Source organism: Rahnella ecdela (genome assembly GCF_019049625.1).
Taxonomy (GTDB): Bacteria; Pseudomonadota; Gammaproteobacteria; order Enterobacterales; family Enterobacteriaceae; genus Rahnella; species Rahnella ecdela.
Genome location: NZ_JAFMOY010000132.1, coordinates 91,878 through 116,468 on the forward strand (window position 1 = coordinate 91,878; position 24,591 = coordinate 116,468).

The following is a 24,591-nucleotide window of genomic DNA, read 5'->3' on the forward strand; positions in this document are numbered from 1 at the left end:
AATGAAATTTAAGACCCTCAAATATTTCTCGACAGTGCTGGTTTTCGCAGTCGCAATATGCGCCGGATGGTGGATGTGGAATTATTATATGCAGTCCCCGTGGACACGGGATGGCAAAGTTCGCGCAGAAATTGTGGATATCACGCCGGAAGTTTCCGGGCGGATCACTGAAATAAATATCCACGATAACCAGTTTGTTAAAAGCGGTGATCTGCTGTTCAGGCTTGATCCGGTGCCGTTTAAAATCGCAGTCGATAATGCCGAAGCCGCACTGGCTAAAGCCGCGGCTGATTTAGCCAAAGCCAATCATGAAGCCCAGCGACGCCGCGGGCTCGGCACTAACGTTATTTCCGCCGAATCATTAGATGAATCCAATATCACTGCCAAAGGAATGCAGGCGCAATATCAGGCCGCGCAGTCTGCATTAGAACAGGCAAAGTGGAATCTGAGTAAAACCACTATTGTCGCGCCGACAGACGGTTATATCACCAACCTGCAAACCCGCAGAGGCAACTATGCCACGACCGGTACGCCGCTGGTCGGACTGGTGGATATCCATTCGTTTTATGTTCTCGGATATTTCGAAGAAACTAAACTCAAAAATATTCGCGAAGGAAATATAGCGGATATCACCCTCTTTAACGGCAATATCCCGTTGCAGGGGCGCGTGGAAAGTATTGGCCGTGCGATTTATGACCAGAGCCTCGATACACCGGAAGATTTACTGATGAATGTAAAACCGAATGTGCCATGGGTACGTCTTGCACAGAGAATACCGGTAAGAATTAAACTTGAGAACGTGCCAGAACATGTTGTTCTGGTGGCCGGAACCACCTGTACGATTTCTGTGCGCAATTAAGGTTTCGTCGTGAATCTTTCCTGGCTCGAATGGAAAAACACCCCGTGGGGAAAAGCGACCGGCGGCCAATGGCGGTATGCCTTACGTAATTCCCTTGCGATGATCCTCGCGCTGTATATCGCTTTTGAATTTCAGATGGACGAACCTTACTGGGCGCTGACATCTGCTGCCGTCGTCAGTTTTCCGACGGTGGGTGGCGTTATCAGTAAAAGTATCGGCAGAATTATTGGCAGTTTGCTGGGCGCCGTGGGGGCGGTATTCATTGCCGGACATTGCCTGAATGAGCCGTGGCTTTTCACTTTCGCCATCGCCGCCTGGCTGGGGATTTGTACTTATGTCTCCAACCATTATCAAAACAACGTCTCGTACGCTTTCGCACTGGCGGGTTATACGGCGGCAATTATTGCGTTCTCAACCGTAGACGTCACGGATACAACGCAGATTTTTGATATCGCCCAGGCGCGTGTCGGTGAAGTCATCACCGGTATTTTATGCGGTGGCTTTATGATGATGGTGCTGCCCAGCACCTCAGACGGAGACGCCCTGCTCACTTCCCTGCGCAAAATGCATACCCAGTTGCTGGAACATGCGCAGTTGCTCTGGCGTACCGAAATCTCCGACCAGATCCGCACCTCGCATGAAGGTCTGATCGGGCAAATTCTCACCCTGAATCTGTTGCGCATTCAGGCCGTCTGGAGCCATTACCGCCTGCGCCGTCAGAATAACGTGCTCAATTATCTGCTTCATCAGCAGTTGCGCATGACCAGTTATATTTCCAGCTTGCGCCGTATGTTGCTCAACTGGCCGAATCCGCCGGAAAACCTGACTGAAGTGATGAGCGTTTTGCTCGATGAATTGCGCAAACCCGATACTGACAAATACAAACTGTCGAAAATTCTTGAGCACATTAAACCTCACGACACGTCCGATTTTCGTCATCAGGCCTTCTGGCAGCGGTTACGTGATTTCTGCTGGCTGTATCTGCGCAGTGAACGCTGGCTGCGCCGGGTGGAAAACGCCAATGTGGCCGAGGCTGAAACACTCCAGCCGCCAAAAATCAGTCATCTCGCGCAACATACCGACACACTGGAAGCTGCCTACAACGGGCTGAGAACTTTTTTGTGCATCGTGATTGGTTGCGGGTTCTGGATGAGCACGCAGTGGGATTCCGGCGCCGGTGCCGTGGCGCTGACGGCCGTCAGTTGTGTGCTTTATTCCTCGACCGCCTCCCCGATCAGCAGCGTCACATTGTTAATTAAATCGCTGGGTTTACTGTTTGTCGGCTGTTTTCTGCTCAAGTTCGGGCTGATGGTTCAAATCGATAACTTTTGGGTATTCTGTGCTTTCTTCCTGCCGATGCTTGTCACTATGCAGATGATGAAATTGCAGTACAAACGTTACGCGGGATTGTGGGGACAAATGATTGTCTTCATGGGCTCTTTTTTAGCCGTCACTAATCCGCCGGATTTCGACTATCAGTCGTTTATGAACGACGGCGTGGCCAAGATTGCCGGTGTCATGCTGGCAGGGGTCGCGTTTCAGGTCTTAAGGCCGAGTTCGGATAAGCGTAAGAGCCGTCGTATTATCCGCGCCCTGCGCCGTGATTTTATGGATCAGCTCAGCCGCAAACCTTCCCTGAGTCATTTCCAGTTTGAATCGCTGATTTACCACCGCATGAATCAGCTCAGTCAGAGTAAAGATCAGATTTCCCGCACCTGGCTGTTGCGCTGGGGCGTGGTGCTGCTCAATTGCAGCCACATTGTTTGGCAGTTGCGTGAATGGGAAACCCGTTCGGATCCGCTCTCTGCGGTACGTGACGTGTGTATTCACTGTCTGAAAGGGGTCATGACGGAACGCGGCGTCAGCCACGAAAATCTGGATGCCACGCTGACTGAGTTACTGCGGATGAGCAATTCACTGGCGCATCACCCTGAACCGGCGGCGCGCGAACTGGCGGGGGTTATCTGGCGTCTGTACTGCTCGCTGTCACAATTGCAGCAGGCCATTTCAACGGATGATGGTCCGGCACCGCCGGTGGTCAGTACCACCAAACCTGCCTGACGCTTAACCCTTCAGGCTGCGAAAGTTAACCGCAGCCTGAAGCAGGAGCGATTATGGAACGTCGTAGCCCAGCGCAGCTTTACGAATACGGAACCACTGCTGACGGGTCATTTCGAGTGACAATGATTTCCAGGCTGATTTCACGCGTTCAATTTTGCCCGAACCGATAATCGGCAGTGGCTGAGACGGCAGACGCATCACCCAGGCGTAAACCACCTGTTCGATAGTCCCGGCACCCATTTCATTCGCCACCGCCTGAAGTTCGTCGCGCAGTGGCTGGAACTCAGCATCACTGAACAAACGACCGCCACCCAGACAGGACCACGCCATCGGCCTGATGCGCAATTGCTGACAGAGATCCAGCGTGCCATCCAGAATTGCAGGCTGATGAATGGGAGAAATTTCCACCTGATTCGTCGCCAGCTGGAACGGCAGGCGTGATTGCAACAGACTGAACTGCGCAGGCGTAAAGTTGGAAACGCCGAAGTGTTTTACTTTGCCGCTTTTGTGCAACTGCGTGAACGCCTCAGCGACTTCGTCGGCATCCATCAGCGGATCCGGGCGGTGGATCAACAGCAAATCCAGATAATCGGTATGCAGATTACTTAACGATTTCTCGGCGCGCTCCACGATGTACTTTGTGTCTGTAATGTAGTGACCGATTTTATTATCAGGATTGGCACGTGTCGCAATGCCGCATTTACTGACCAGCTGCATTTTTTCGCGCAGAGCAGGCTTGAGTCGAAGAGCCTCACCGAACGCGGCTTCACACTGATAATCACCGTAAATATCCGCATGATCGGCAGTCGTAATGCCCAGCTCAATATGCTGTTCCATGAACGCCAGAATCTGTTGCGGCGTCATGTTCCATTCCATCAGACGCCAGTAACCGCAAATCAGTTTCGAGAATACCGGACCTTGAGGAGAAATCGGGGTACGCGCTTCCATTATGAATCCCTTAAGTTTTTGATTTTCGACCAACAGAATACACAACGCCTGCGGCGCTGTATTGATGCGGAGCGTAAGAATTGCAAAGAAGCAGACCGCCATCACGACGCTGACGTCTGGCATGAAAAATCAGAACAGTTCCGGTTGTTCAGGCAAAGGTTCGTCGGGCTGTTTTCCAGCGCGAAGCTGACGCAAAAGGCGCTGCTGACATAAACGCAGGACATGGCGTTTTTCCGTGTCCGTCATTTTCATCCAGCCAAAACGTTCCTCACGGCTGCGCAGGCAACCGCGACAATAACCGCGCTCATCGGCCTGACAAATTCCCCTGCACGGGCTGGGTATTTCGAAAAACTCAAGTTGCTGGGCCACACGCCCTCCGTAAATAACGGTGAACTTTTATTCAAGACGTTTTCTGCTCATCCTGCAAGAGGATCTGCAAAAAGGCACCGTGCGCGTAGTCAGACAGAGGCCAGATGCGATAGAAAGAGGCATTGCGAAACGGTCGTGTAGCGGGAACTATGTTCCTGATTAGCCTGCCGATCAGTCCACTTAATCCGGAGTTATAGAAATGACCAAGCTTTTCACCCCCATTGTTGTCGGTAAAAATACGCTGCCTAACCGTGTCTTTATGGCGCCGCTTACCCGCCTGCGCAGCATCGAACCGGGTGACATCCCTACCCCGCTGATGGGCGAATATTACGCTCAGCGCCACAGTTCCGGCCTGATCATTACTGAAGCCACTCAGGTTTCTTTCCAGGCGAAAGGTTATGCGGGTGCGCCGGGTCTGCACACGCCGGAACAGGTGGCTGCGTGGAAAAAAATCGTCGCAGGCGTGCATCAGAAAAATAGCCATATTGCGGTTCAGCTATGGCACACAGGCCGTATTTCTCATAACAGCGTTCAGCCGGATAATCAGACACCGGTCTCAGCTTCCGCTGTCAATCCTAATACCCGCACCAGCCTGCGCGACGAACAAGGCCACGCGATCCGCGTTGATTGCCCGACACCGCGTGCGCTGGAACTCAGCGAAATTCCGGGGATCATTAACGATTTCCGTCATGCGGCTGAGTGTTCTGCCGAAGCCGGTTTTGATTACATTGAGCTGCATGCGGCGCACGGTTATCTGTTGCACCAGTTCATGTCTCCGGCATCTAACCTGCGTGAAGACGAATACGGCGGCAACATTGAAAACCGTACCCGCCTGACACTGGAAGTGGTTGATGCAACCATCGCTGCTATCGGCGCAGACCGCGTGGGTATTCGTATTTCACCCATGGGTCCGTTTAACGGGCTGGACAACGGTGAAGATCAGGAACAGGCCGCTATTTATCTGCTGGATGAACTGAACAAACGTAAACTCGCTTATCTGCATATTTCTGAACCGGACTGGGCTGGCGGCAAACCTTACTCTGTAGAATTCCGAGCGGTGATCCGTGCTCATTATCAGGGCGTAATTGTCGGTGCCGGTGCTTATACCGCTGAGAAAGGCGAAGAGCTTATCGAAAAAGGTTACATCGACGCAGTGGCTTTCGGTCGCAGCTATATCGCTAACCCGGACCTGGTCGAACGCCTGAAATCTCACGCCCCGCTTAACGATCCAAAACCAGAAACCTTCTACGGCGGCGGTGCTCAGGGTTATACCGATTACCCGACGCTGTAATGATTAAAAAAGTGTGATCCCATCCTTGCAGCAGAAGATGCCCTCCTTCTGCTGCTTTTTTTGGTCAGGCCTTCAGCAACTGAGCGTCGTTTTACAGACAAAATGGTCGCTATCAGTTAGGCTTGAACCGATAATTCTCATCCTGCAAATAAAGAGGAACCTATGCGTTTACTCCATACCATGCTTCGTGTTGGCGATCTGCAACGCGCGATAAGCTTCTATACCGATGTGTTAGGCATGCGCCTGCTGCGTACCAGCGAAAACACTGAATACAAATACTCCCTGGCATTTGTAGGTTACACCGATGAAAGTGAAGGTGCCGTCATTGAACTGACCTATAACTGGGGCGTTGACAGCTACGATATAGGCACCGCTTACGGCCATATCGCACTGGGCGTGGATAACGTCGCGCAAACCTGCGATGACATCCGCAACGCGGGCGGCAAAGTGACCCGTGAAGCCGGTCCGGTTAAAGGCGGCTCTACTATCATCGCGTTTGTTGAAGATCCCGACGGCTACAAAATTGAGCTGATCGAATCCAAACATGCAGGTCAGGGTCTGGGTAACTAATTCCCCTGAATGCTGAAAGGGGCGCATCTGCGCCCTTTTTTATTGCCCAATTTTTGCCGCAGCCCTGCAACGGGCGGCAAAATTTGTCATAATGCGCGCTGAATTCGATGAAGATAAGAAACTAATGGCCGAGAATAGTGACATTAACGCCCTGAGAGGCCGTTTTCGTGGTTTTTATCCGGTAGTAATTGATGTTGAAACTGCCGGATTTAATGCCCAAACCGATGCGCTGCTGGAAATTGCGGCAATCACACTGAAGATGGATGAGGACGGCTGGCTGCAAAGCGATGAGACCGTGCATTTCCACGTAGAACCTTTTGAAGGCTCGGTACTGGTGCCGGAAGCGCTGGCGTTTAACGGTATCGACCCGACCAATCCGCTGCGCGGTGCAGTCAGTGAATATGACGCCCTGCACGAAATTTTTAAAGTCATCCGCAAAGGGATGAAAGAGCAAAACTGCAACCGCGCGATCATTGTGGCGCACAATGCCAATTTCGATCACAGCTTCCTGATGGCAGCAGCTGAACGCGCCGGGCTGAAACGCAATCCGTTCCACCCTTTCGCGACATTTGATACAGCCGCGTTAAGCGGGCTGGTACTCGGACAAACGGTGCTGGCAAAAGCCTGTATCAGTGCGGGAATGGTCTTTGACAGCAGTCAGGCACACTCTGCGCTGTATGATACCGAACGCACCGCAGAGCTGTTCTGTGAGCTGGTGAATCGCTGGAAGCGTCTTGGTGGCTGGCCGTTGCCACTGACCGCAGAAGAAACCGAAGACGAAGCCGCACAACAGGAAAATCAGCAGTAAGACCATACTGTGTGCAGTTCTCGACTGACTCAATTCAGACATAAAAAAAGAGCGACGCAATGTCGCTCTTTTTGTTTCCGCCATCCTTAAAGAACGGCAGCCTTCTTCGAATTACTCTTCAGAAGATTTGTATTTTTCAGCAGTTTCTTTGATCAGCTGCTGCAGTTCGCCACGCTGGAACATCTCAACCACGATGTCGCAACCGCCAACCAGTTCACCATCAACCCACAATTGCGGGAAAGTTGGCCAGTTAGCATATTTTGGCATTTCAGCGCGGATATCAGGGTTCTGCAAGATATCAACGTAAGCAAAACGTTCGCCACAGGCGGAAAGCGCCTGAACAGCCTGAGCGGAAAAACCGCAGCTTGGCAGCTTTGGAGAACCTTTCATATAAAGCAGGATCGGGTTTTCAGAAACTTGCTTCTGAATCTTTTCAATAGTTGGAGTGGTCATTTCTTGCTTCCTCAAGCCGGTACCGGCTGTCACGGTCATTACTCATCACGCGCGGCACCCAAAGACGGTGCGCAAACACAATACTTTCTATTGTAACGACGCCAGCCATCAGATAAAAACGCCATTTTTTGTGTGGTCTTTCTCAATACTGGCATTTTATTAAACAATTTTCGTCGGCTGCGCTGAGCATCACATATTTAAAGATTCATCGAGAATAACATTTTTGCCGTTCGACGATAATGTCAGATTTGCAAAATCGCATTCTTTATCTCAAATATTAACCTGATGAAAAATGGTTATTTTTTTGACTGAAAATGGCGGTTATTTCGACATAAAAAAAGCTATTAACTTTTTCTCACAATATGATCTAGAATCGAGTCAATTCGTGCTTTTTTGTCGGGTTCTTTTAGGCAATACTCTGACATCCCTGATGTTTAACCCAACCACTCATGGTAACGAAGCTATGCGCGTACTGTTCACGCTTTTTGTGCTGCTCTTTACCCAGCTGTTTCTTAATATGGCTCATGCGTCGCCACAGACACGCGTCTCTGCCGATCAGCGAAAGAGTCATGCGACTCCCGTGACGCCGGAAGAACGGCGAAAGCGAAAAACAGTGGCGGCGAAAACCAGTAAGAAATCAAAAGTCGCGCCGGTGACAGAGAAAAAGACTCAGGAAAAAACATCTCAATCGAAAAAAATCAGCAGAACTGAACTGGTCAAACGAAAGACAACTTCAGAGAAAAGCGTTAAAACAACCCGGGCCGAAAACAAAAAAGAAAAAACACTCAGGACAACGCGGGCCGAGAGCAAAACAGAGAAAAACACGAAATCCCGAACGCTTGCCAAAAACAGCACTGAAAAGGTCAGTAAAAAAGAAGCGTATGGCCGACACCGCAAAGGTAAGAAGTTACGCGAAGAAGACACCAAACCGATTACGCTAAGTGCGACTCATAAAAAACGCTATCAGCATGCACAACAAACGGCGATGACCAAACTGATGCACCAGGTCGGTAAACCTTATCGCTGGGGAGGTACCTCCCCGAATACCGGTTTCGATTGCAGTGGCCTGGTCTATTACGCCTACAAAGATTTGATCCGCATTAAAATGCCGCGCACGGCAAATGAAATGTACCACCTGCGCGATGCGGCTCCCGTCAAACGTGGCGAACTTGAAAGCGGTGACCTGGTGTTCTTTCGGATTAACAACCGCGGCGCTGCGGACCACGTGGGTGTTTATGTCGGCAACGGCAAATTCATTCAGTCGCCAAGAACCGGTGAAGACATCAAAATCACTTCATTAGGCGATGATTACTGGCAAGATCATTATGTTGGCGCACGTCGGGTGATGACCCCGAAAACAATCCGATAATAAACAATTCGTTAAGTCTGAAGTTTCGCTAATCAGCCATTGAATAGCATTTAACGAAGAGTTTCTGCAGGGAAGAGTATCGGGGATATCGGGCACTGCGTAAAATTGAAAAGGGCGATTCCTGTGAAAGGAATCGCCCTTTTTTGTTGCGTCTCACTACTGAATTAGTTCATCACTGCCGTGAAGCTGAAAGCGATAATCATGAGCAAAGCGCAAACCGTGGTGATCAACGATAATTTCAGGTTGCTGTCCATCAAACCCCCTTTCGGATCAAGTTGTGGCGTTTCTTTTAGCCACACTAAATGTGTGCCAACGCATTTTCGCATAATTCACATTTAAAATCTTCTGCTGAATGACAATGCGAACATGACAATTTTACTTCCACTTTCATGCATTATAAGAGAAAATTGTCGGTTAACACGCCTGTGTGCCGGTCGATTTCACCCGAGAGCATTTCACGCCTCATTCTGAAGAATCCACCCAACGATTTCACTGCCCTTTAAGATGTCCGCAGTGTAATCAACGCAAGCAAACGATTAACATAATGCTAACGTGCTAAAGCACGGAAGTTCAGGAGTCATTCTTTACATGGCAACGATTAAAGATGTCGCAAAGCGCGCTGGCGTTTCCACTACAACCGTGTCGCACGTCATCAATAAAACACGTTTCGTCGCCGAAGAAACCAAGGAAGCGGTGCTCCTCGCCATTAAAGAGCTACATTATTCGCCGAGCGCTGTAGCCCGTAGCCTTAAAGTGAATAACACCAAGACGATTGGTTTGCTGGCAACGTCCAGTGAAGCACCCTATTTCGCCGAGGTGATTGAAGCCGTAGAGAACAGCTGCTTCTCCAAAGGCTATACGCTCATCTTATGTAACTCGCACAATAACCTGGAAAAACAACAGGCTTATCTGCAAATGCTGGCGCAAAAACGCGTCGACGGGTTGCTGGTGATGTGCGCGGAATATCCTGACGAACTGCTCAATATGCTTGAAGAGTACCGTTCAATCCCGATGGTCGTGATGGACTGGGGCGAAGCACGTAAAAACTTCACCGACAGCATTATCGATAATGCTTTCGAAGGCGGTTATATGGCCGGACGCTATCTGATTGAACGCGGACATCGCGATATTGGCGTGATTCCGGGCCAACTGGCGCGTAACACAGGCGGCGGTCGTTTCCAGGGATTCGTCAAAGCGCTGACAGAAGCCAATATCCCGCTTCGCGAAGAATGGGTGGTTCAGGGCGACTTTGAACCGGAATCAGGTTATCAGGCGATGCATAAGATTCTGATGCAGAAACAACGCCCGACTGCCGTTTTCTGCGGCGGTGATGTGATGGCGATGGGCGCTATTTGCGCCGCTGATGAGCTCGGACTGCGCGTTCCGCAGGATATTTCAGTGATCGGTTATGACAACGTGCGTAATGCACGGTACTTCTCTCCGGCACTGACCACCGTGCATCAGCCGAAAGAACGGCTGGGTGAGATGGCCTTTACCATGCTGCTCGACCGCATCATCAGCAAACGCGAAGAATCACAAACCATCGAGGTGCATCCGAAACTGGTTGAACGTCGTTCGGTGGCTGATGGCCCTTACCGCGACTACCGCCGTTAATCGTTTCTGACGCCTGCTTTGCAGGCGTTTTTATTTATCCATCCCGCAGCCATTCTTTATTCATCGTTTGCGTATCGCCCATATATTCCAGTAACCAGGCCAGAGAGGGTGACGGATTGCTCTGATCCCACGTCAGGCAGCACGGGCTGTCAGGGAACGTATTCTCAAGATCCAGAACCTGTAATTTCTGCTGCTCAATCGGCTGACTCACGCGATGTACCGGCATCATTCCGACGCACAAACCTTCACTCAGGCATTCAAGCGCGCAGGTCCAGTCCGGAACAACCAGACGCCGCTGGTTATCGAGGGTCCAGGTATCACGCTTGGGCAACGTCCTCGAAGTATCTTCAAGACACAGCGCAGGGTATGGCCTGAGCTGTTCATCACTTAGCGCGCCCGATAACTGCGCCAGCGGATGTTGCGGGCTGACCACGCAGTGCCAGTCCATAAATCCCATGTCACGAAAGCTGAAACGGCCGCCCACCGGGATCGCGCGTGTTGCGCCTATCGCCACATCCGCACGCCCGTCAACCAGTGCGTCCCACACGCCATTAAACACTTCGGAATGAATAATCAGTTCCGTATCGGGGAAATGGCGATAGAAATCCAGCACCAGCCGCCGGGTTCTTGCCGGTTTAACTATCCTGTCGACTGCAATTCGCAACTCGCCACGCCACCCGTTAGCCACCTGCTGACACTGGCGGCGTGTAGCTATCATTTTTTTTGTCAGAACACGGGCTTCATCCACAAAGACTTTACCTGCGGGCGTTAAAACCACATCACGGTGACGGCGCTCGAACAAGGGCACTGCCAGCCATTGCTCCAGCTGACGAACGGTATAGCTGATGGCAGAAGGCACACGATGTAAATCCTGTGCGGCTGCGCTGAAGCTGCCGGTTCTTGCGACGGCATCAACGACTTCAAGAGCGTATTCTGACCACATAATTTAGCCTTCAATATTTTTGATAGCAGAGTGCAAATATTAGCGTTTCACAACGCTGTTATCAAAGCGTTAAAATCCGCATCCGAACTGATTTCTGCTTCAAATCATCTGCAACAAATAAATTAACGAGATAATAATGAAACCCTCCTTTGGATTTATGCTCTATCTGGCAGGCCTGAGCATGCTCGGCTTTTTAGCGACAGATATGTACCTTCCTGCGTTTAGTGCAATGCAAATCAGCCTGATGACCAGTCCGGGAATGATCAGCGCCAGCCTGAGTATTTTTCTCGGCGGATTCGCGATAGGACAATTGCTGTGGGGCCCCCTGTCGGACCGCATTGGCCGCAAACCGGTATTACTGCTGGGCCTGACGCTGTTTGCTGTCGGTTGCCTGGGCATTATTTGGGTCGAGAACGTGCGCGCCCTTCTGGCTCTGCGTTTCTTACAGGCGATGGGCGTCTGTGCGGCTGCGGTGACCTGGCAGGCTATCGTTGTTGACCGTTTTTCAGCGGATGTTGCAAAAAAAACCTTCGCCAGCATTATGCCTTTAGTGGCACTTTCACCGGCGCTGGCTCCTTTGCTGGGCGCATGGGTGCTCAATCATTTTGACTGGGAAGCCATCTTTGCCCTGCTGACCGCGGTTGCGCTCCTGTTGCTTATCGCCACTTTTACGCTTCGGGAAAATAAGTCAGCAGAGCACAAATCTGCGGATAAAGCGGGCTTTAGCACGTTGCTGAAATCCCGCGTTTACAGCGGTAATGTCATGATTTACGCCGCCTGCTCCGCCGGTTTCTTTGCGTGGCTGACAGGCTCACCGTTTATTCTGAGCGATATGGGTTATTCGCCGGGCGTGATTGGTCTGAGCTATGTTCCGCAGACCATTGCTTTTCTGCTCGGTGGTTTTGGCTGCCGGTTGCTTATCAGCAAGTTAGACGGGAACAAAATTTTACCCTGGCTGCTGACGGGTTATGGCCTGAGTGTTGCGGGTCTGTTTTGTATTGCCATGTTCACTGATGCCGGGTTAGTGAGCCTGTTGATCCCGTTCTGCTTCATGGCGCTGGTGAATGGCGCAATCTATCCAATTGTTGTCGCAAACGCATTAATGCCATTTCCTGCTAATACAGGTAAAGCCGCCGCGTTGCAAAATACCCTGCAACTGGGATTATGCTTCCTCGCCAGTCTCATGGTTTCCGCATTTATTGTGCAACCATTGATAGCGACAGTCACCACCATGCTGTCTACACTATTGTTGGTAGTTTTGGGCCGGTGGATGTCTATACGGCACGAAAATCCGCAATATACTGAGCAAAAGTCAGAGCAGGAAGCCTGATTCAGCCTCGAAAGTTAATCGTTATAATGACCATAAGTTACAATCACTTAACGGTCATTTTCATTCATGGCGATTAACTATTGAGAATGCCTGCCGGCGAGCCTATACTCAACAAAACCCAATAAAATAGCATTTTTACAAAACTTTTATTACATACTTAAGCCGGACGCGCGGAATGCGTCACACTATTTTTTCTAGTACGTTTTTCAAGGATGATTTTCCTGCGTGACTTGTGACCGCAGGCGTTCCTCTAAATTTCCTCTGTTGGTGTCGGATATCGGACGAGGCGCTAGTCGTCTGTTCTCATAAAGACCTGCAAAAATAGCCTTTGCTTTTCCCGGCAGGTTAATAAGTCAGAAGAGAAAGTGATGGAGAAGCTATGAGTTCATCGTGTATAGAAGACCTAAGCATTCAGGATAATCAGTGGTATCGGATAGCCAGTGAAATGCTGGCTATGGCGGACATCCAGGTAAATGGAAATCGCCCTTTCGACCTTAAAGTAAAAAACACTGACTTTTTTAAGCGTGTTTTACAGGAAGGTTCTCTGGGGCTGGGTGAAAGCTATATGGATGGTTGGTGGGATTGCGACCGCCTTGATATTTTTTTCCAGCGTGTTATCCGTGCAGGTTTGGAAAATAAACTCCCCCACCATTTTAAAGACACTTTGCGCGTCGCCGCAGCACGCCTTACCAATTTACAATCGCGTAAACGTGCGTGGATTGTTGGCAAAGAGCATTACGACCTGGGCAACGATTTATTCACTCTGATGCTCGATCCTTACATGCAATATTCCTGTGGCTACTGGAAAGAAGCAACAACGCTTGAAGAAGCGCAGGAAGCCAAACTCAAAATGATCTGCGATAAACTGCAATTAAAACCCGGTCAGCGTTTGCTGGATATAGGTTGCGGATGGGGTGGATTGTCTGAGTTTGCAGCACGCAATTACGGTGTAAGCGTCGTAGGTGTCACTATTTCTGCAGAACAACAAAAACTCGCGCAAAAAAGATGTGAAGGACTGGATGTCACCATCCTCTTGCAGGATTACCGTGATCTCAACGATCAGTTCGACCGGATTGTCTCGGTCGGGATGTTCGAACATGTCGGTCCGAAGAATTATCAGACTTACTTTAATGTCGCCCAACGCAATATCAAACCCGACGGCATTTTCCTGCTGCACACTATCGGTTCTAACAAAACAGATCTTAACGTCGACCCGTGGATTGATAAATATATCTTCCCGAACGGTTGTCTGCCTTCAATTCAGCAAATTGCGCAAACCAGCGAATCTTTGTTTGTGATGGAAGACTGGCACAATATCGGCGCGGATTATGATCGTACCCTGATGGCGTGGCATGAACGTTTCCAGAAACATTGGCCTGAACTGGCAGAGAAATATGGCGATCGTTTCCACCGCATGTTCACCTATTATCTCAATGCCTGTGCAGGGGCATTCAGGGCACGTGATATTCAGCTCTGGCAAGTGGTGTTCAGTCCGCAAGGCGTTGACGGCGGAATGCGCGTTCCACGTTAATCGTACTTTACATTGACTAACCGACATAAAAAAACCGGACATGAACGTCCGGTTTTTATTTTGCAGAGTCTGAAAAGCACGCGGGTATCACCGTTATTCAGACTTCTCGATCATGGCCTGTGCGGTTGCAATAGCAGCTTCGCGGCTGGCTAAAACACGTTCGACAGTATCAACAATGGCCTGAGTCTGCGGGTCAATTTCAATATTAATTTTATCGCCCAGACGCTTAGTCCCAAGCGTAGTCCGTTGCAATGTTTCCGGAATTAAGTGCACGCAGAAACGGGTACGGGTAACTTCGCCGATGGTCAGACTAATACCGTCAATGCCGATATAACCTTTATGTAATACATATTTCATCAGATCTTCATGTGGCATACGGAACCAGATCTGACGGTTATTTTCTGACGTCAAGATCTTCGCCACTTCCGCGGTACAAATAATATGCCCCGACATCAGGTGGCCGCCGATTTCATCATTAAAACGCGCTGCACGTTCCAGGTTCACGGAGTCGCCGACATTCAGATCGCCCAGATTGGTCAGGCGAAGCGTTTCTTTCATCAGATCAAAGCTGACCAGGTCGCCATTCACTTCTGTCACCGTCAGACAACAACCGTTATGTGAAACAGAAGCGCCCAGTTGCAGATTGTCGAGCATATCCTCCGGCAAGCGAACAACATGGGTTCTGAAATTAGGTTTTTCGTCGATCGATACGACCGTTCCGGTTCCCTGAACAATTCCGGTAAACATAGCCCTTTCCTCAATTCATAAGTCTGTTGTATTAAAAACGACACTGCTGTCAGTTTGCCGCAGATTTAATGGAAAGCCAAATCCTCGCGGGAAGAAATAGCACCGTCTGCTTTCATTTCATTATTTAACTGCCCGTTAACAGCTTTGTTTGCTTAAAAATACCGACAATGTACAATCTTCGGACTATTTCCCACTCTTTATGGCCACCCTTCGTGGCGATTTTTATTCAATATAATCAACAAAAAAGGTGTATCTGTGCAGAAGTACCTTGCAGAGGCGCGGGTTTTATTAGCGCTTGCCATTCCGGTCATCCTTGCGCAAATCGCTCAGACCTCTATGGGCGTTGTCGATACTATAATGGCCGGTTCGGTCAGTGCCACGGACATGGCCGCTGTCGCAGTCGGGACCTCAATCTGGTTGCCCGCCATCCTGTTCGGACACGGTTTGTTACTGTCGCTGACGCCAACCATTGCGCATTTAAACGGCGCCGGACGTCGTGACAAAATCGGTCATCAGGTTCAGCAGGGGTTCTGGCTGGCCTCGGGTGTTTCCGTGCTGGTCATCGCCGTTTTATATCAGTGCGACCATATTCTCGGCCTGATGCACAATATTGATCCGGAGCTGAAAGAAAAAGCAGTCGGTTATTTGCACGCCATTATGTGGGGGGCGCCGGGTTATTTGTTCTTCCAGGTGCTGCGCGACCAGTGCGAAGGTTTGTCGAAAACCAAGCCGGGCATGGTATTCGGCTTTATCGGTTTGCTGGTGAATATTCCCGTTAACTATATTTTCATCTATGGCAAATTCGGTGCGCCTGCTCTCGGTGGCGTTGGCTGCGGTGTTGCAACCGGGACCGTCTACTGGGTGATGTTCTTTATGATGAGATATTATGTCCGTCATAACCGTGCCCTGCGTGATACTCAGCCTGCTTCACGCTTTGCTAAACCCGACTGGGCGACGCTGCGCCGTCTTTCCCAGCTGGGTTTGCCGATTGCACTGGCCTTATTCTTTGAAGTCACACTGTTCGCCATCGTCGCCCTGCTCGTTTCCCCGCTGGGAATTGTGGCCGTTGCCAGTCATCAGATTGCCCTTAACGTCGGCTCACTGATGTTTGTTGTGCCGCTCTCGCTGGGCGTTGCGGCAACCATACGGGTAGGGTCAAAGCTTGGAGAATCTTCCGTTGAAGGCGCGAAGGTTGCTGCTTATACCAGCATCATGACCGGTATTCTTATGGCCTGTTGTACTGCGACGACGGCGATTTTGTTCCGCGAACACATTGCAGCGCTGTACAACGACAGCCCGGAAGTGGTGATGCTTGCATCGCATCTTTTGATTTTTGCGGCGTTGTTCCAGATTTCAGACGCCATTCAGGTGATTGGTAGCGGCATTCTGCGTGGCTATAAAGATACCCGTTCTATCTTCTATATCACGTTCATCGCTTATTGGGTGCTGGGTTTGCCGGTCGGATACATGCTGGGCCTTACCGATTTGCTGGTACCGAGAATGGGACCGAGTGGTTTCTGGTGCGGATTTATTCTGGGGCTGACCTTTGCGGCGATGATGATGACCTTGCGCATGCGCTGGTTACAGAAGCAACCGTCCTACACGATTTTGCAAAAAGCCGGTCGTTGATCCGTCGTTATCTTCCACGCGCTGAAAAATTCACTGACGGCGCGTGGGATTTCGGGTCTGTACAGTGGCTGTTATGCCTAAAAAAACAACGCAATGCGCATTAGCTCGACAGTCACGCACAATATGACAGGAAAATGTCTTTTTTCCCTTGCCAGCCTTCAGAGAGGTCGTTAATATTCGTCCCCGTCGCCAAGACTGGCTGACGAAAAAGAAAAACGTTGCGTCCGTAGCTCAGTTGGTTAGAGCACCACCTTGACATGGTGGGGGTCGGTGGTTCGAGTCCACTCGGACGCACCAATTTTCTCGCAGTACCGTTGCATAATGTGCGTCCGTAGCTCAGTTGGTTAGAGCACCACCTTGACATGGTGGGGGTCGGTGGTTCGAGTCCACTCGGACGCACCAAAGCAACGCTCTCTCTTTCCTCTCTGATTCAAATCCCAACGCTACCCCCCCTGAATACCGTTTTATACTTTCGCCCAGCGTTTCTTCACATCATCCGTTTGTATTTTTTTAAGATTATTTTTCACTTGTGTCATTTTCGATCGTCGGGTGAAAAAATTGTTGTGACCTGCTGATTTTTACGCTGCCCGCATTGGATGAATTCAAAACAACGTTCCGATATCTGCGCTAAGCTTGCGCAACATCACGTTTTTTATTTGGTTTCCCAACCCGTTCCCCTCTATAATACGCATCGTCTCTTCGATTGAATGGTTTCAGCCCCTTGATCTGTCGATATCGCCCTAATAAAAGCGTCACCACTCCAGTAGCGATGATAAATCGCACAAATCGCTATGCTTTGGCTGAACTTACTACACCATTCCTTTCACAGTCTTCTACGCTTAGTAATGATTTGATTCAACCAGGCACCACCTCAATTCCGCGCGGGCAGCAATGCTGTCAGGCAAACACTTTTCCAATCCATCACAACTTGTAGATAAAATCGTCATGAAAAAGACCAAAATTGTTTGTACCATCGGCCCGAAAACCGAATCCGAAGAAATGCTGACCAAACTGCTTGATGCAGGCATGAACGTTATGCGTCTGAACTTCTCCCACGGTGATTATGAAGAGCACGGTCAGCGCATTCAAAATATCCGCAACGTGATGGCGAAGACCGGTCACAAAGCGGCAATTCTGCTGGACACCAAAGGTCCTGAAATTCGCACCATGAAACTGGAAGGCGGCAAAGACGCTTCTCTGGTTGCGGGTCAGACTTATACCTTCACTACTGATCAAAGTGTTATCGGTAACACCGAACGCGTAGCCGTGACCTATCAGGGCTTCGCAGCTGACCTGAAAATCGGTAACACCATTCTGGTCGATGATGGCCTGATCGGTATGGAAGTGACCAACGTCACCGAATCCGAAGTTACCTGTAAAGTGCTGAACAACGGCGACCTGGGCGAAAATAAAGGCGTTAACCTGCCAGGCGTTTCTATCGCACTGCCAGCGCTGGCTGAAAAAGACAAACGTGACCTGATCTTTGGTTGTGAGCAAGGCGTTGATTTCGTCGCAGCTTCTTTCATCCGTAAACGTTCTGACGTTCTGGAAATCCGCGAACACCTGAAAGCACACGGTGGCGAACACATCCAGATCATCTCCAAAATTGAAAACCAGGAAGGCCTGAACAACTTCGACGAAATCCTCGAAGCTTCTGACGGCATCATGGTTGCACGTGGCGACCTGGGCGTTGAAATCCCGGTTGAAGAAGTTATCTTCGCGCAGAAGATGATGATTGAAAAATGTAACCGTGCGCGAAAAGTGGTTATCACCGCTACGCAGATGCTCGATTCCATGATCAAAAACCCACGCCCTACCCGCGCTGAAGCTGGCGACGTGGCCAACGCCATCATCGACGGCACCGACGCTGTTATGCTGTCTGGTGAAAGTGCGAAAGGTAAATACCCGCTGGAAGCTGTGACCATCATGGCCACCATTTGTGACCGTACTGACCGCGTAATGCAGAGCCGCATTGATGGTCAGAACGACAATCGCAAACTGCGTATTACTGAAGCCGTTTGCCGTGGTGCAGTAGAAACTGCTGAGAAACTGGATGCGCCACTGATCGTTGTTGCAACCAGCGGTGGTAAATCAGCTAAAGCTGTGCGTAAATACTTCCCGCATGCCACTATCCTGGCTCTGACCACCAATGAAATCACTGCACGTCAGCTGATCCTGACCAAAGGTGTTGTGACTCAGCTGGTAAAAGAAATTGCCTCTACTGATGATTTCTACCGTATCGGTAAAGAAGCCGCCATCGAAAGTGGTCTGGCTCAGAAAGGCGACATCGTAGTGATGGTTTCTGGCGCACTGGTTCAGAGCGGCACAACAAATACTTCATCGGTGCATGTTGTTTAATTAAAAACGTGACCAGAAGCATTAATGAACGCCGCGTAAAGTGGCGTTAATTTATTCAAAAAGTATCTTGTTTCATAAAAAGTGCGAAAAGCGGTAGCAGTAAAATTGGGATAAGTCCCATGGAATACAGCTGTTTTCGCTGCAATTTTTAACTTTTTCGTAAAAAAAGATGCTTCTTTGAGCGAACGATCAAAATATAGCGTTTACCGGCAAAAAATTATTCTCATTAGAAAATAGTTTGTGTAATACTTGTAACGCTACATGGAGATTAACTTAATCTAGAGGGTTTTATAATGAATCGCACTAAACTGGTACTGGGCGCTGTAATCCTGGCTTCAACTATGCTGGCTGGTTGTTCAAGCAATGCTAAAATCGACCAACTGTCTTCAGACGTTTCTACTCTGAACTCTAAAGTTGACCAACTGAGCAACGACGTGAACGCAATGCGTTCTGACGTTCAAGCAGCTAAAGACGATGCAGCTCGCGCTAACCAACGTCTGGACAACCAAGCACACGCTTACAAGAAGTAATATTTACTTCTCTAGTTCAATGGCGCACTCAGTGCGCCATTTTTTTTGTCTGCAATTCCCTCTGCCCTCGCTTTCACTCATCGGATCTTAACGTCATCGTAGCACCCCTTGAAACGCTCCCTATGACATGCCTGAACACCGGACACAAAAAAGGAGCCATGGTGGCTCCTTTTGGAAAAATCGCTTCTAAATCGTTTCTGTAACGTTTACTGCGCGCTTGCAGTTGTTACGTCAGATGCTTGTGCCGCAGCAGCCGTTTGTGGATCATTAACGGGCGGCGGTGTATCCGTTGCCTTATCACCTACGCTTACGACGACAGGCATGCCTGAACGTCGTGTAATCGCTTCTTTTACCATCGCGGCATTAGTCTCATCGTTCTTGATGAATTTCTTCATTGCGGCAGTCAGCGGGATCGGTTTGGTTTGCGGATCATCCTTTTCGGTATGCGACAAAGGCTGATGCACTTCGATATAACGCTTACCATCCGGCTCCACATCATATTTTATCGGCTGATTCACAATCTGCACGCGCGTTCCCTTTGGCACCGAGTTAAACAGCGCTTCGATATCGTCAGGACGCAGACGGATACAGCCTGAGCTCACGCGCATACCAATACCAAAGTTGGCGTTCGTGCCGTGGATCAGATACTGACCTGTTCCGGCCGACAGACGCATCGCAAACAGCCCCATCGGGTTATCCGGGCCAGCAGGCACCATTCCCGGCAAGGTAATACCATCTTTCAGATAGGCTTTGCGGATGTTAGCCGTCGGCGTCCAGGTAGGATTGGGGATTTTCTGGCTGACAGAAGTCACCATCTCCGGCGTATTTCGTCCCAGCTGGCCAATACCAATCGGATAGACGATGACTTTATCCTCGCCTTTCGGATAGTAGTACAGACGCAGCTCCGCCAGATTCACCACAATGCCTTCGCGTTTCGTGTCAGGCAACAGCATCTGTGAAGGAATAGTCAGTACGGTTCCCGCTTTTGGCAGATAGGGATCAGTGCCGGGATTAGCTTCCAGCATCGCGATCAGGCCAATCTGATATTTGGCGGCCACGTCTTCCAGTGGTTTGCCGTCATTGGGCACCACATAAGTCGTGTTTTCGCCAATCAGGCGGCTATTATCCGGCGGCAAAGGGTATTCTGCTGCACTTGCGGTCATGGAATGGGTTGCCACAAATGTGCCAACTAACATTGCCAGAAGGGGTAATGCGCGTCTCATACTCAGTCCTTTTTCGGCCTGCGCTCAGACAATCTGAGGCAAGACAATTATCTCGTCTGGTAATACTAGCAGCGCAGAATCTGGTGGCAATCAAACCACAGAAAATCAGAAAGTTACCTGAAGGAAGTCTGGAGAAAACGACAAAGATAGTGAATTGAAAAATCAGACTAAAAAGGAAATGCGAAAGGTAGAACGGGGAATTTGCTTTGCTCATTAGCAGACAATTCCTAATGAGCAAAGCAGCAGCGCAGAAGCTGTATTAAGACAGCTCCGCGGCCTTAGCACGAATCGAGCGGATCATCGCTTCCAGCCCCTGCGAGCGGGAAGGCGTCAGATGCTGGCTCAGTTCCAGCTCAGTGAAGAACGGACGCACATCCAGTTCAACCACATCACGCGGCGTTAAACCCTGATACAGGCTGAACACGATAGCCACCAGACCTTTGACGATGGCAGCGTCACTGTCACCCTCAAAAGTCAGCGCACCGTTTTCATCCGTACGCATCACAATCCACACCTGGCTCTGGCAGCCGGAAATCAGGTTTTTATCCTGACGATGTTCTTCTGCCAGCGCCGGTAACTGGCCACCCAGTTCGATCACGTACAAATATTTTTCTTCCCAGTTCGGGCACCGGGAAAAGTTTCTGACTAACTTATTTTTATCTGGCAAAGCCATAACAACATCCTGATCAGGGCTGGCAGGATTAGCCCAACAGCCGGTGAATACGTTGCAGTCCTGCGACCAGACGGTCGACTTCTTCACGGGTATTGTACATCGCGAGCGACGCGCGGCACATAGCCGGTACACCGTAGAAGGACATTAACGGCATCGCACAGTGATGACCGGTGCGAATTGCAATTCCGTATTGATCAAGGAAACTGCCGACATCATAGGCGTGGTGTTTACCCAGATTGAACGCAATCACGCCTGCACGTGTCGCCGGGCCGTAGATTTGAATATCCGGCACCTGCTCCATCGCTTTCAGCGCGTAAGCCATCAGTTCCTGTTCATAAGCGTGGATATTCTCCAGACCCAGTTCAGTCACATACTCAATGGCTGCGCCCAACCCCATGATACCGCCGGTGTTCGGGGTTCCTGCTTCAAATCGCCACGGGGCTGCTGCAAACGTGGTGCCTTCGGTCAGGCTGACATGCTTGATCATCGACCCGCCGCCTTCCCAAGGTGGCATCTGATCCAGCAACGCTTTGCGACCGTACAGAATACCGATACCGGTTGGCCCGTAGAGTTTATGCCCGGACCACACGTAGAAATCACAACCCAGCGCCTGAACATCTACTGCGTGATGCATAACCGCCTGCGCGCCATCCACAAGAACGGTCAGTCCGGCGGCTTTCGCCTGCGGAATGATTTTTTCGACCGGGTTAACGGTGCCCAGCACGTTGGAAACATGCGCCAGCGTCAGCAATTTAGTGCGAGGCGTGATCAGGGTTTCAAGCTGTGATAAATCCAGCTCACCTTCCGTCGTCAGATGCCAGACATCGATATGCAGACCGCGTTCTTTGGCCAGCATCTGCCAGGGCACGATGTTCGCGTGGTGTTCCATTTCGGTCAGAATGATATGGTCGCCGGGCTGTAAAAATTCACGCCCCCAGGTATTGGCGACCAGATTAATGGCTTCCGTGGAACCTTTCACGAAGACAATTTCTTCTGCCGACGCAGCATTCATGAATTGTGCGGCCTGCGTGCGGACGTTTTCCATCTGCTCGGTCGCTTCTGCGCTCATGGTATGAATACCGCGGTGAACCGCAGCATAACCTTGTTCGAAGAAAGACATTTCACGTTGAATGACCTGACGCGGTTTCTGTGCGCTGGCCGCGCTGTCAAGGTAGGCCAGCGGCTGGCCGTTAACTTCACGGCTCAGCACAGGGAAATCGCTACGTACTCTTTCCAGTGGAAAACTCATTACTTACCTCGATTTAGCCGGGCTGCAATACGGGCAATCACGACTTCACGCAGGGTTTCATTCTCAATGGCTTCCGTCAGTTCAGCGGCAAAAGCAAAGATGATCATTTGCTGAGCATCCTGCCCGCTGATCCCACGGGTGCGCAGATAGAAAAGCTGTTCGTCGTCGATACGACCCACAGTAGCACCGTGGCTGCACTTCACGTCATCGGCATAAATTTCCAGCTGAGGTTTAGTATCAACCTCGGTGTGCTTGCCCAGCAACAAGTTGTTGTTGGTCATTTTGCCGTCGGTTTTCAGTGCGTGCTGGGCCACTTTGATCATGCCGTTGAAAACCGCTTTAGCACGATCGTTCACGATCACTTTATGCAACTGGTTGCTGTTGCAATAACCTTTGTTGTGTTCCAGATAGGTACGGGTATCAGCAATCTCAGAATCCACCGGCAGAACCAGGCTGTTAATGTTCAGGTCGCTGTTTTCACCGTTGAGCTGCGCACTGGTGTTATTACGGGTCAGGCCCGCACCGAGCAGGAAGCTGTGGCTGGAAACACGCGCATCACGACCGATAACCAGATCGTTGTGCGAGAAGTGGAAACTTGCCTGGCTTTCGAAAGCCAGTTTGTAATGCGTGAAATCGGCATTATCACCCACATTCACCGTCATGCGAGCGCCGGTGAAATGGCCGTGATCGTTCAGGCTGAGATAATGTTCGATGACTTCTGCATTCGCACCGCCTTCAATCGCCAGATGATAGCGATGATGCACGGTATTCATTTCGCGTGACTGGTCACGGCCACTGCTCAGATGCAACAGATACAGTGGTTTTTCAGCCTGCTTGCCCGCCGGCAAGCGAACAGATAAAGGATCCTGCGCCAGACTTTCTGTCAGATGCAAAAACACTTCTGACTGAATCGGATCAGGCAACGTCTGTTGCGCCGCCGGGCTCAGTTTCTCAATTTCAAAAGCACCGGTGTCTGAATCACTGAGATCCGCATCGAAAAGGCCATCAACGAACACCAGACGGTAGCAATCGACTGGCAGCGCCAGTGATTTAACCTGTTCAACAGTCAGCGCCTGCTGCTGTGGAGCAAAGAACTGATTACCCAGCAGTGAAGAAACCGGAGTGTATTTCCAGTCTTCCAGTTTTGCGTGCGGGAAACCCAGGCGCAGCACCTGTTGCCAGTGTGCATGAGCATGAGTAGATTGTTCACCGCCACGGCTTTCAAAAAGACGGTAAAGCTGCTGCATGGCGTGCGAACTGCCCGCCGCAGGTGCATTACTCTTCGTCGGTAAGCCAGCCATAACCCTGCTCCTCTAACTGTTTAACCAAGGTGAAATCGCCGGATTTGACAATGCGGCCCTGATACAGAACGTGCACGTAGTCAGGCTTGATGTAGTCGAGGATACGCTGGTAGTGGGTCACGATAACGAATGAACGTTTACCGTCACGCAGTGTGTTAACACCTTCGGAAACGATTTTCAGCGCATCGATGTCCAGACCTGAGTCAGTTTCATCCAGAATGCAAAGGTTTGGCTCAAGCGCCGCCATCTGCAGGATATCGTTACGTTTTTTCTCACCACCGGAGAAGCCTACGTTGACTGAACGGGTCAGCAAATCGGCTGGCATTTTCAGCATTTCGATTTTTTCTTCGATGAAATCAGCGAAGTCAAAGCGATCCATGGGTTCCTGCCCGCGGTATTTACGCACGGCATTCACTGCTGTTTGCAGGAAGAAATGGTTAGTCACACCTGGAATTTCTACCGGGTACTGGAACGCCATAAAGACGCCTTCACCCGCACGATCTTCAGGTGCGAGTTCCAGTAAATCTTTACCGTTGAACATTACAGAGCCATCGGTGACTTCGTAATCTTCACGGCCAGCCAGTGTCGCGGAGAGCGTACTTTTACCTGAGCCGTTCGGGCCCATGATGGCGTGTACTTCACCCGGTTTGATCTCCAGATCAAGGCCTTTCAGAATTTCCTTTTCTTCGACACGGACCTTCAAATTCTTAATGCTTAACATACGTATCCTTGAGT

General features: G+C 50.2%; 23 protein-coding genes and 2 tRNA genes. 14 read left to right on the forward strand and 11 right to left on the reverse strand.

The window, feature by feature from the left end:
* Position 1 precedes the first annotated feature (1 nt).
* Together J1784_RS21190 and J1784_RS21195 are read left to right on the forward strand one after the other, a co-directional pair.
* On the forward strand, positions 2 to 859 hold the full coding sequence (locus tag J1784_RS21190) for an efflux RND transporter periplasmic adaptor subunit (protein WP_217150843.1): 858 nt from the start codon (positions 2 to 4) through the stop codon (positions 857 to 859).
* A gap of 9 nt (positions 860 to 868) precedes the next feature.
* Positions 869 to 2,920 carry an FUSC family protein gene (locus J1784_RS21195; RefSeq protein WP_217150844.1) on the forward strand — a complete coding sequence of 684 codons (2,052 nt, stop codon included), beginning with the start codon at positions 869 to 871 and terminating at the stop codon, positions 2,918 to 2,920.
* Positions 2,921 to 2,971: 51 nt separating this feature from the next.
* Here J1784_RS21195 and J1784_RS21200 read toward each other — a convergent pair whose 3' ends face one another.
* Together J1784_RS21200 and J1784_RS21205 are read right to left on the reverse strand one after the other, a co-directional pair.
* Entirely contained in the window at positions 2,972 to 3,868 is an 897-nt protein-coding gene (locus tag J1784_RS21200; protein ID WP_217150845.1) for an aldo/keto reductase, read from the reverse strand.
* Positions 3,869 to 3,997: 129 nt separating this feature from the next.
* A complete protein-coding gene (locus J1784_RS21205; protein WP_217150846.1) occupies positions 3,998 to 4,237 on the reverse strand; it encodes a DUF1289 domain-containing protein in 240 nt (79 codons plus the stop codon).
* Between the two features lie 193 nt (positions 4,238 to 4,430).
* On the opposite strand from J1784_RS21205, the gene nemA reads away from it, so the two are divergent.
* The 3 genes from nemA to rnt all read left to right on the forward strand — a co-directional run bounded on the left by nemA (position 4,431) and on the right by rnt (position 6,906).
* Positions 4,431 to 5,528 (forward strand): alkene reductase, encoded by a 1,098-nt coding sequence (nemA, locus tag J1784_RS21210; protein WP_217151145.1) that lies wholly within the window; start codon positions 4,431 to 4,433, stop codon positions 5,526 to 5,528.
* Between the two features lie 162 nt (positions 5,529 to 5,690).
* Positions 5,691 to 6,098, forward strand: coding sequence for a lactoylglutathione lyase (gloA, locus tag J1784_RS21215; protein ID WP_112287933.1), 408 nt, complete (start codon positions 5,691 to 5,693; stop codon positions 6,096 to 6,098).
* A gap of 91 nt (positions 6,099 to 6,189) precedes the next feature.
* Entirely contained in the window at positions 6,190 to 6,906 is a 717-nt protein-coding gene (rnt, locus tag J1784_RS21220; RefSeq protein ID WP_120505938.1) for a ribonuclease T, read from the forward strand.
* A 111-nt stretch (positions 6,907 to 7,017) separates the two neighbouring features.
* Here rnt and J1784_RS21225 read toward each other — a convergent pair whose 3' ends face one another.
* Positions 7,018 to 7,359 (reverse strand): Grx4 family monothiol glutaredoxin, encoded by a 342-nt coding sequence (locus J1784_RS21225; protein ID WP_120505939.1) that lies wholly within the window; start codon positions 7,357 to 7,359, stop codon positions 7,018 to 7,020.
* Between the two features lie 463 nt (positions 7,360 to 7,822).
* On the opposite strand from J1784_RS21225, the gene J1784_RS21230 reads away from it, so the two are divergent.
* Positions 7,823 to 8,728, forward strand: coding sequence for a C40 family peptidase (locus tag J1784_RS21230; RefSeq protein WP_217151146.1), 906 nt, complete (start codon positions 7,823 to 7,825; stop codon positions 8,726 to 8,728).
* Between the two features lie 164 nt (positions 8,729 to 8,892).
* Here J1784_RS21230 and cydH read toward each other — a convergent pair whose 3' ends face one another.
* On the reverse strand, positions 8,893 to 9,054 hold the full coding sequence (gene cydH / locus J1784_RS26930) for a cytochrome bd-I oxidase subunit CydH (protein WP_112287936.1): 162 nt from the start codon (positions 9,052 to 9,054) through the stop codon (positions 8,893 to 8,895).
* A gap of 262 nt (positions 9,055 to 9,316) precedes the next feature.
* Here cydH and purR point away from each other — a divergent pair, with 262 nt between their 5' ends.
* A complete protein-coding gene (gene purR, locus J1784_RS21240; protein ID WP_217150847.1) occupies positions 9,317 to 10,342 on the forward strand; it encodes an HTH-type transcriptional repressor PurR in 1,026 nt (341 codons plus the stop codon).
* Between the two features lie 34 nt (positions 10,343 to 10,376).
* Here purR and punR read toward each other — a convergent pair whose 3' ends face one another.
* Complete coding sequence (gene punR, locus J1784_RS21245) at positions 10,377 to 11,285, reverse strand: DNA-binding transcriptional activator PunR (protein ID WP_217150848.1); 909 nt, start codon at positions 11,283 to 11,285, stop codon at positions 10,377 to 10,379.
* A 136-nt stretch (positions 11,286 to 11,421) separates the two neighbouring features.
* Between punR and punC the strand changes: the two genes are divergently transcribed.
* Both punC and cfa read left to right on the forward strand, forming a co-directional pair.
* Positions 11,422 to 12,615, forward strand: a complete 1,194-nt coding sequence (punC, locus tag J1784_RS21250) for a purine nucleoside transporter PunC (RefSeq protein WP_217150849.1) — start codon at positions 11,422 to 11,424, stop codon at positions 12,613 to 12,615.
* 379 nt (positions 12,616 to 12,994) lie between these two features.
* Positions 12,995 to 14,146 (forward strand): cyclopropane fatty acyl phospholipid synthase, encoded by a 1,152-nt coding sequence (cfa, locus tag J1784_RS21255; protein WP_217150850.1) that lies wholly within the window; start codon positions 12,995 to 12,997, stop codon positions 14,144 to 14,146.
* Between the two features lie 93 nt (positions 14,147 to 14,239).
* On the opposite strand, the gene J1784_RS21260 is transcribed toward cfa, so the two are convergent.
* The gene (locus J1784_RS21260) at positions 14,240 to 14,893 is read right to left on the reverse strand and encodes a riboflavin synthase subunit alpha (RefSeq protein ID WP_217150851.1); all 654 of its coding nucleotides are present in this window, start codon (positions 14,891 to 14,893) and stop codon (positions 14,240 to 14,242) included.
* A gap of 255 nt (positions 14,894 to 15,148) precedes the next feature.
* Here J1784_RS21260 and J1784_RS21265 point away from each other — a divergent pair, with 255 nt between their 5' ends.
* The 5 genes from J1784_RS21265 (at position 15,149) to J1784_RS21285 (ending at position 19,410) form a co-directional block, all read left to right on the forward strand.
* A complete protein-coding gene (locus J1784_RS21265; RefSeq protein ID WP_217150852.1) occupies positions 15,149 to 16,522 on the forward strand; it encodes an MATE family efflux transporter in 1,374 nt (457 codons plus the stop codon).
* Positions 16,523 to 16,742: 220 nt separating this feature from the next.
* A tRNA-Val gene (locus J1784_RS21270) sits at positions 16,743 to 16,819 on the forward strand.
* A gap of 28 nt (positions 16,820 to 16,847) precedes the next feature.
* Positions 16,848 to 16,924 (forward strand) — tRNA-Val (locus tag J1784_RS21275).
* 543 nt (positions 16,925 to 17,467) lie between these two features.
* Positions 17,468 to 18,880, forward strand: coding sequence for a pyruvate kinase PykF (pykF, locus tag J1784_RS21280; RefSeq protein ID WP_217150853.1), 1,413 nt, complete (start codon positions 17,468 to 17,470; stop codon positions 18,878 to 18,880).
* A gap of 293 nt (positions 18,881 to 19,173) precedes the next feature.
* Positions 19,174 to 19,410, forward strand: coding sequence for a major outer membrane lipoprotein (locus J1784_RS21285; RefSeq protein ID WP_056773575.1), 237 nt, complete (start codon positions 19,174 to 19,176; stop codon positions 19,408 to 19,410).
* A gap of 206 nt (positions 19,411 to 19,616) precedes the next feature.
* On the opposite strand, the gene J1784_RS21290 is transcribed toward J1784_RS21285, so the two are convergent.
* The 5 genes from J1784_RS21290 to sufC all read right to left on the reverse strand — a co-directional run bounded on the left by J1784_RS21290 (position 19,617) and on the right by sufC (position 24,577).
* Complete coding sequence (locus J1784_RS21290; protein ID WP_217150854.1) at positions 19,617 to 20,633, reverse strand: L,D-transpeptidase family protein; 1,017 nt, start codon at positions 20,631 to 20,633, stop codon at positions 19,617 to 19,619.
* 259 nt (positions 20,634 to 20,892) lie between these two features.
* Complete coding sequence (gene sufE, locus J1784_RS21295) at positions 20,893 to 21,306, reverse strand: cysteine desulfuration protein SufE (protein ID WP_217150855.1); 414 nt, start codon at positions 21,304 to 21,306, stop codon at positions 20,893 to 20,895.
* A 28-nt stretch (positions 21,307 to 21,334) separates the two neighbouring features.
* Positions 21,335 to 22,555: a cysteine desulfurase SufS gene (gene sufS / locus J1784_RS21300; protein WP_217150856.1), complete on the reverse strand. Its 1,221-nt coding sequence runs from the start codon at positions 22,553 to 22,555 to the stop codon at positions 21,335 to 21,337.
* Positions 22,555 to 23,856 (reverse strand): Fe-S cluster assembly protein SufD, encoded by a 1,302-nt coding sequence (gene sufD, locus J1784_RS21305; RefSeq protein WP_217150857.1) that lies wholly within the window; start codon positions 23,854 to 23,856, stop codon positions 22,555 to 22,557. Before sufD ends, sufS begins: the two co-directional genes overlap by 1 nt.
* A complete protein-coding gene (sufC, locus tag J1784_RS21310; RefSeq protein ID WP_217150858.1) occupies positions 23,831 to 24,577 on the reverse strand; it encodes a Fe-S cluster assembly ATPase SufC in 747 nt (248 codons plus the stop codon). Before sufC ends, sufD begins: the two co-directional genes overlap by 26 nt.
* Between the last annotated feature and the right edge of the window lie 14 nt (positions 24,578 to 24,591).

Excerpts from the sequence above, each read along its gene's own strand:
- purR (WP_217150847.1), top strand. The coding sequence starts at position 9,317 with ATGGCAACGATTAAAGATGTCGCAAAGCGCGCTGGCGTTTCCACTACA.
- rnt (WP_120505938.1), top strand. The coding sequence starts at position 6,190 with ATGCGCGCTGAATTCGATGAAGATAAGAAACTAATGGCCGAGAATAGT.
- J1784_RS21200 (WP_217150845.1), bottom strand. The coding sequence starts at position 3,868 with ATGGAAGCGCGTACCCCGATTTCTCCTCAAGGTCCGGTATTCTCGAAA.
- pykF (WP_217150853.1), top strand. The coding sequence starts at position 17,468 with ATGAAAAAGACCAAAATTGTTTGTACCATCGGCCCGAAAACCGAATCC.
- J1784_RS21260 (WP_217150851.1), bottom strand. The coding sequence starts at position 14,893 with ATGTTTACCGGAATTGTTCAGGGAACCGGAACGGTCGTATCGATCGAC.
- J1784_RS21190 (WP_217150843.1), top strand. The coding sequence starts at position 2 with ATGAAATTTAAGACCCTCAAATATTTCTCGACAGTGCTGGTTTTCGCA.
- punR (WP_217150848.1), bottom strand. The coding sequence starts at position 11,285 with ATGTGGTCAGAATACGCTCTTGAAGTCGTTGATGCCGTCGCAAGAACC.
- cydH (WP_112287936.1), bottom strand. The coding sequence starts at position 9,054 with ATGCGAAAATGCGTTGGCACACATTTAGTGTGGCTAAAAGAAACGCCA.
- punC (WP_217150849.1), top strand. The coding sequence starts at position 11,422 with ATGAAACCCTCCTTTGGATTTATGCTCTATCTGGCAGGCCTGAGCATG.
- sufE (WP_217150855.1), bottom strand. The coding sequence starts at position 21,306 with ATGGCTTTGCCAGATAAAAATAAGTTAGTCAGAAACTTTTCCCGGTGC.
- J1784_RS21285 (WP_056773575.1), top strand. The coding sequence starts at position 19,174 with ATGAATCGCACTAAACTGGTACTGGGCGCTGTAATCCTGGCTTCAACT.
- cfa (WP_217150850.1), top strand. The coding sequence starts at position 12,995 with ATGAGTTCATCGTGTATAGAAGACCTAAGCATTCAGGATAATCAGTGG.
- J1784_RS21225 (WP_120505939.1), bottom strand. The coding sequence starts at position 7,359 with ATGACCACTCCAACTATTGAAAAGATTCAGAAGCAAGTTTCTGAAAAC.
- sufC (WP_217150858.1), bottom strand. The coding sequence starts at position 24,577 with ATGTTAAGCATTAAGAATTTGAAGGTCCGTGTCGAAGAAAAGGAAATT.
- gloA (WP_112287933.1), top strand. The coding sequence starts at position 5,691 with ATGCGTTTACTCCATACCATGCTTCGTGTTGGCGATCTGCAACGCGCG.
- sufD (WP_217150857.1), bottom strand. The coding sequence starts at position 23,856 with ATGGCTGGCTTACCGACGAAGAGTAATGCACCTGCGGCGGGCAGTTCG.
- J1784_RS21290 (WP_217150854.1), bottom strand. The coding sequence starts at position 20,633 with ATGAGACGCGCATTACCCCTTCTGGCAATGTTAGTTGGCACATTTGTG.
- J1784_RS21230 (WP_217151146.1), top strand. The coding sequence starts at position 7,823 with ATGCGCGTACTGTTCACGCTTTTTGTGCTGCTCTTTACCCAGCTGTTT.
- sufS (WP_217150856.1), bottom strand. The coding sequence starts at position 22,555 with ATGAGTTTTCCACTGGAAAGAGTACGTAGCGATTTCCCTGTGCTGAGC.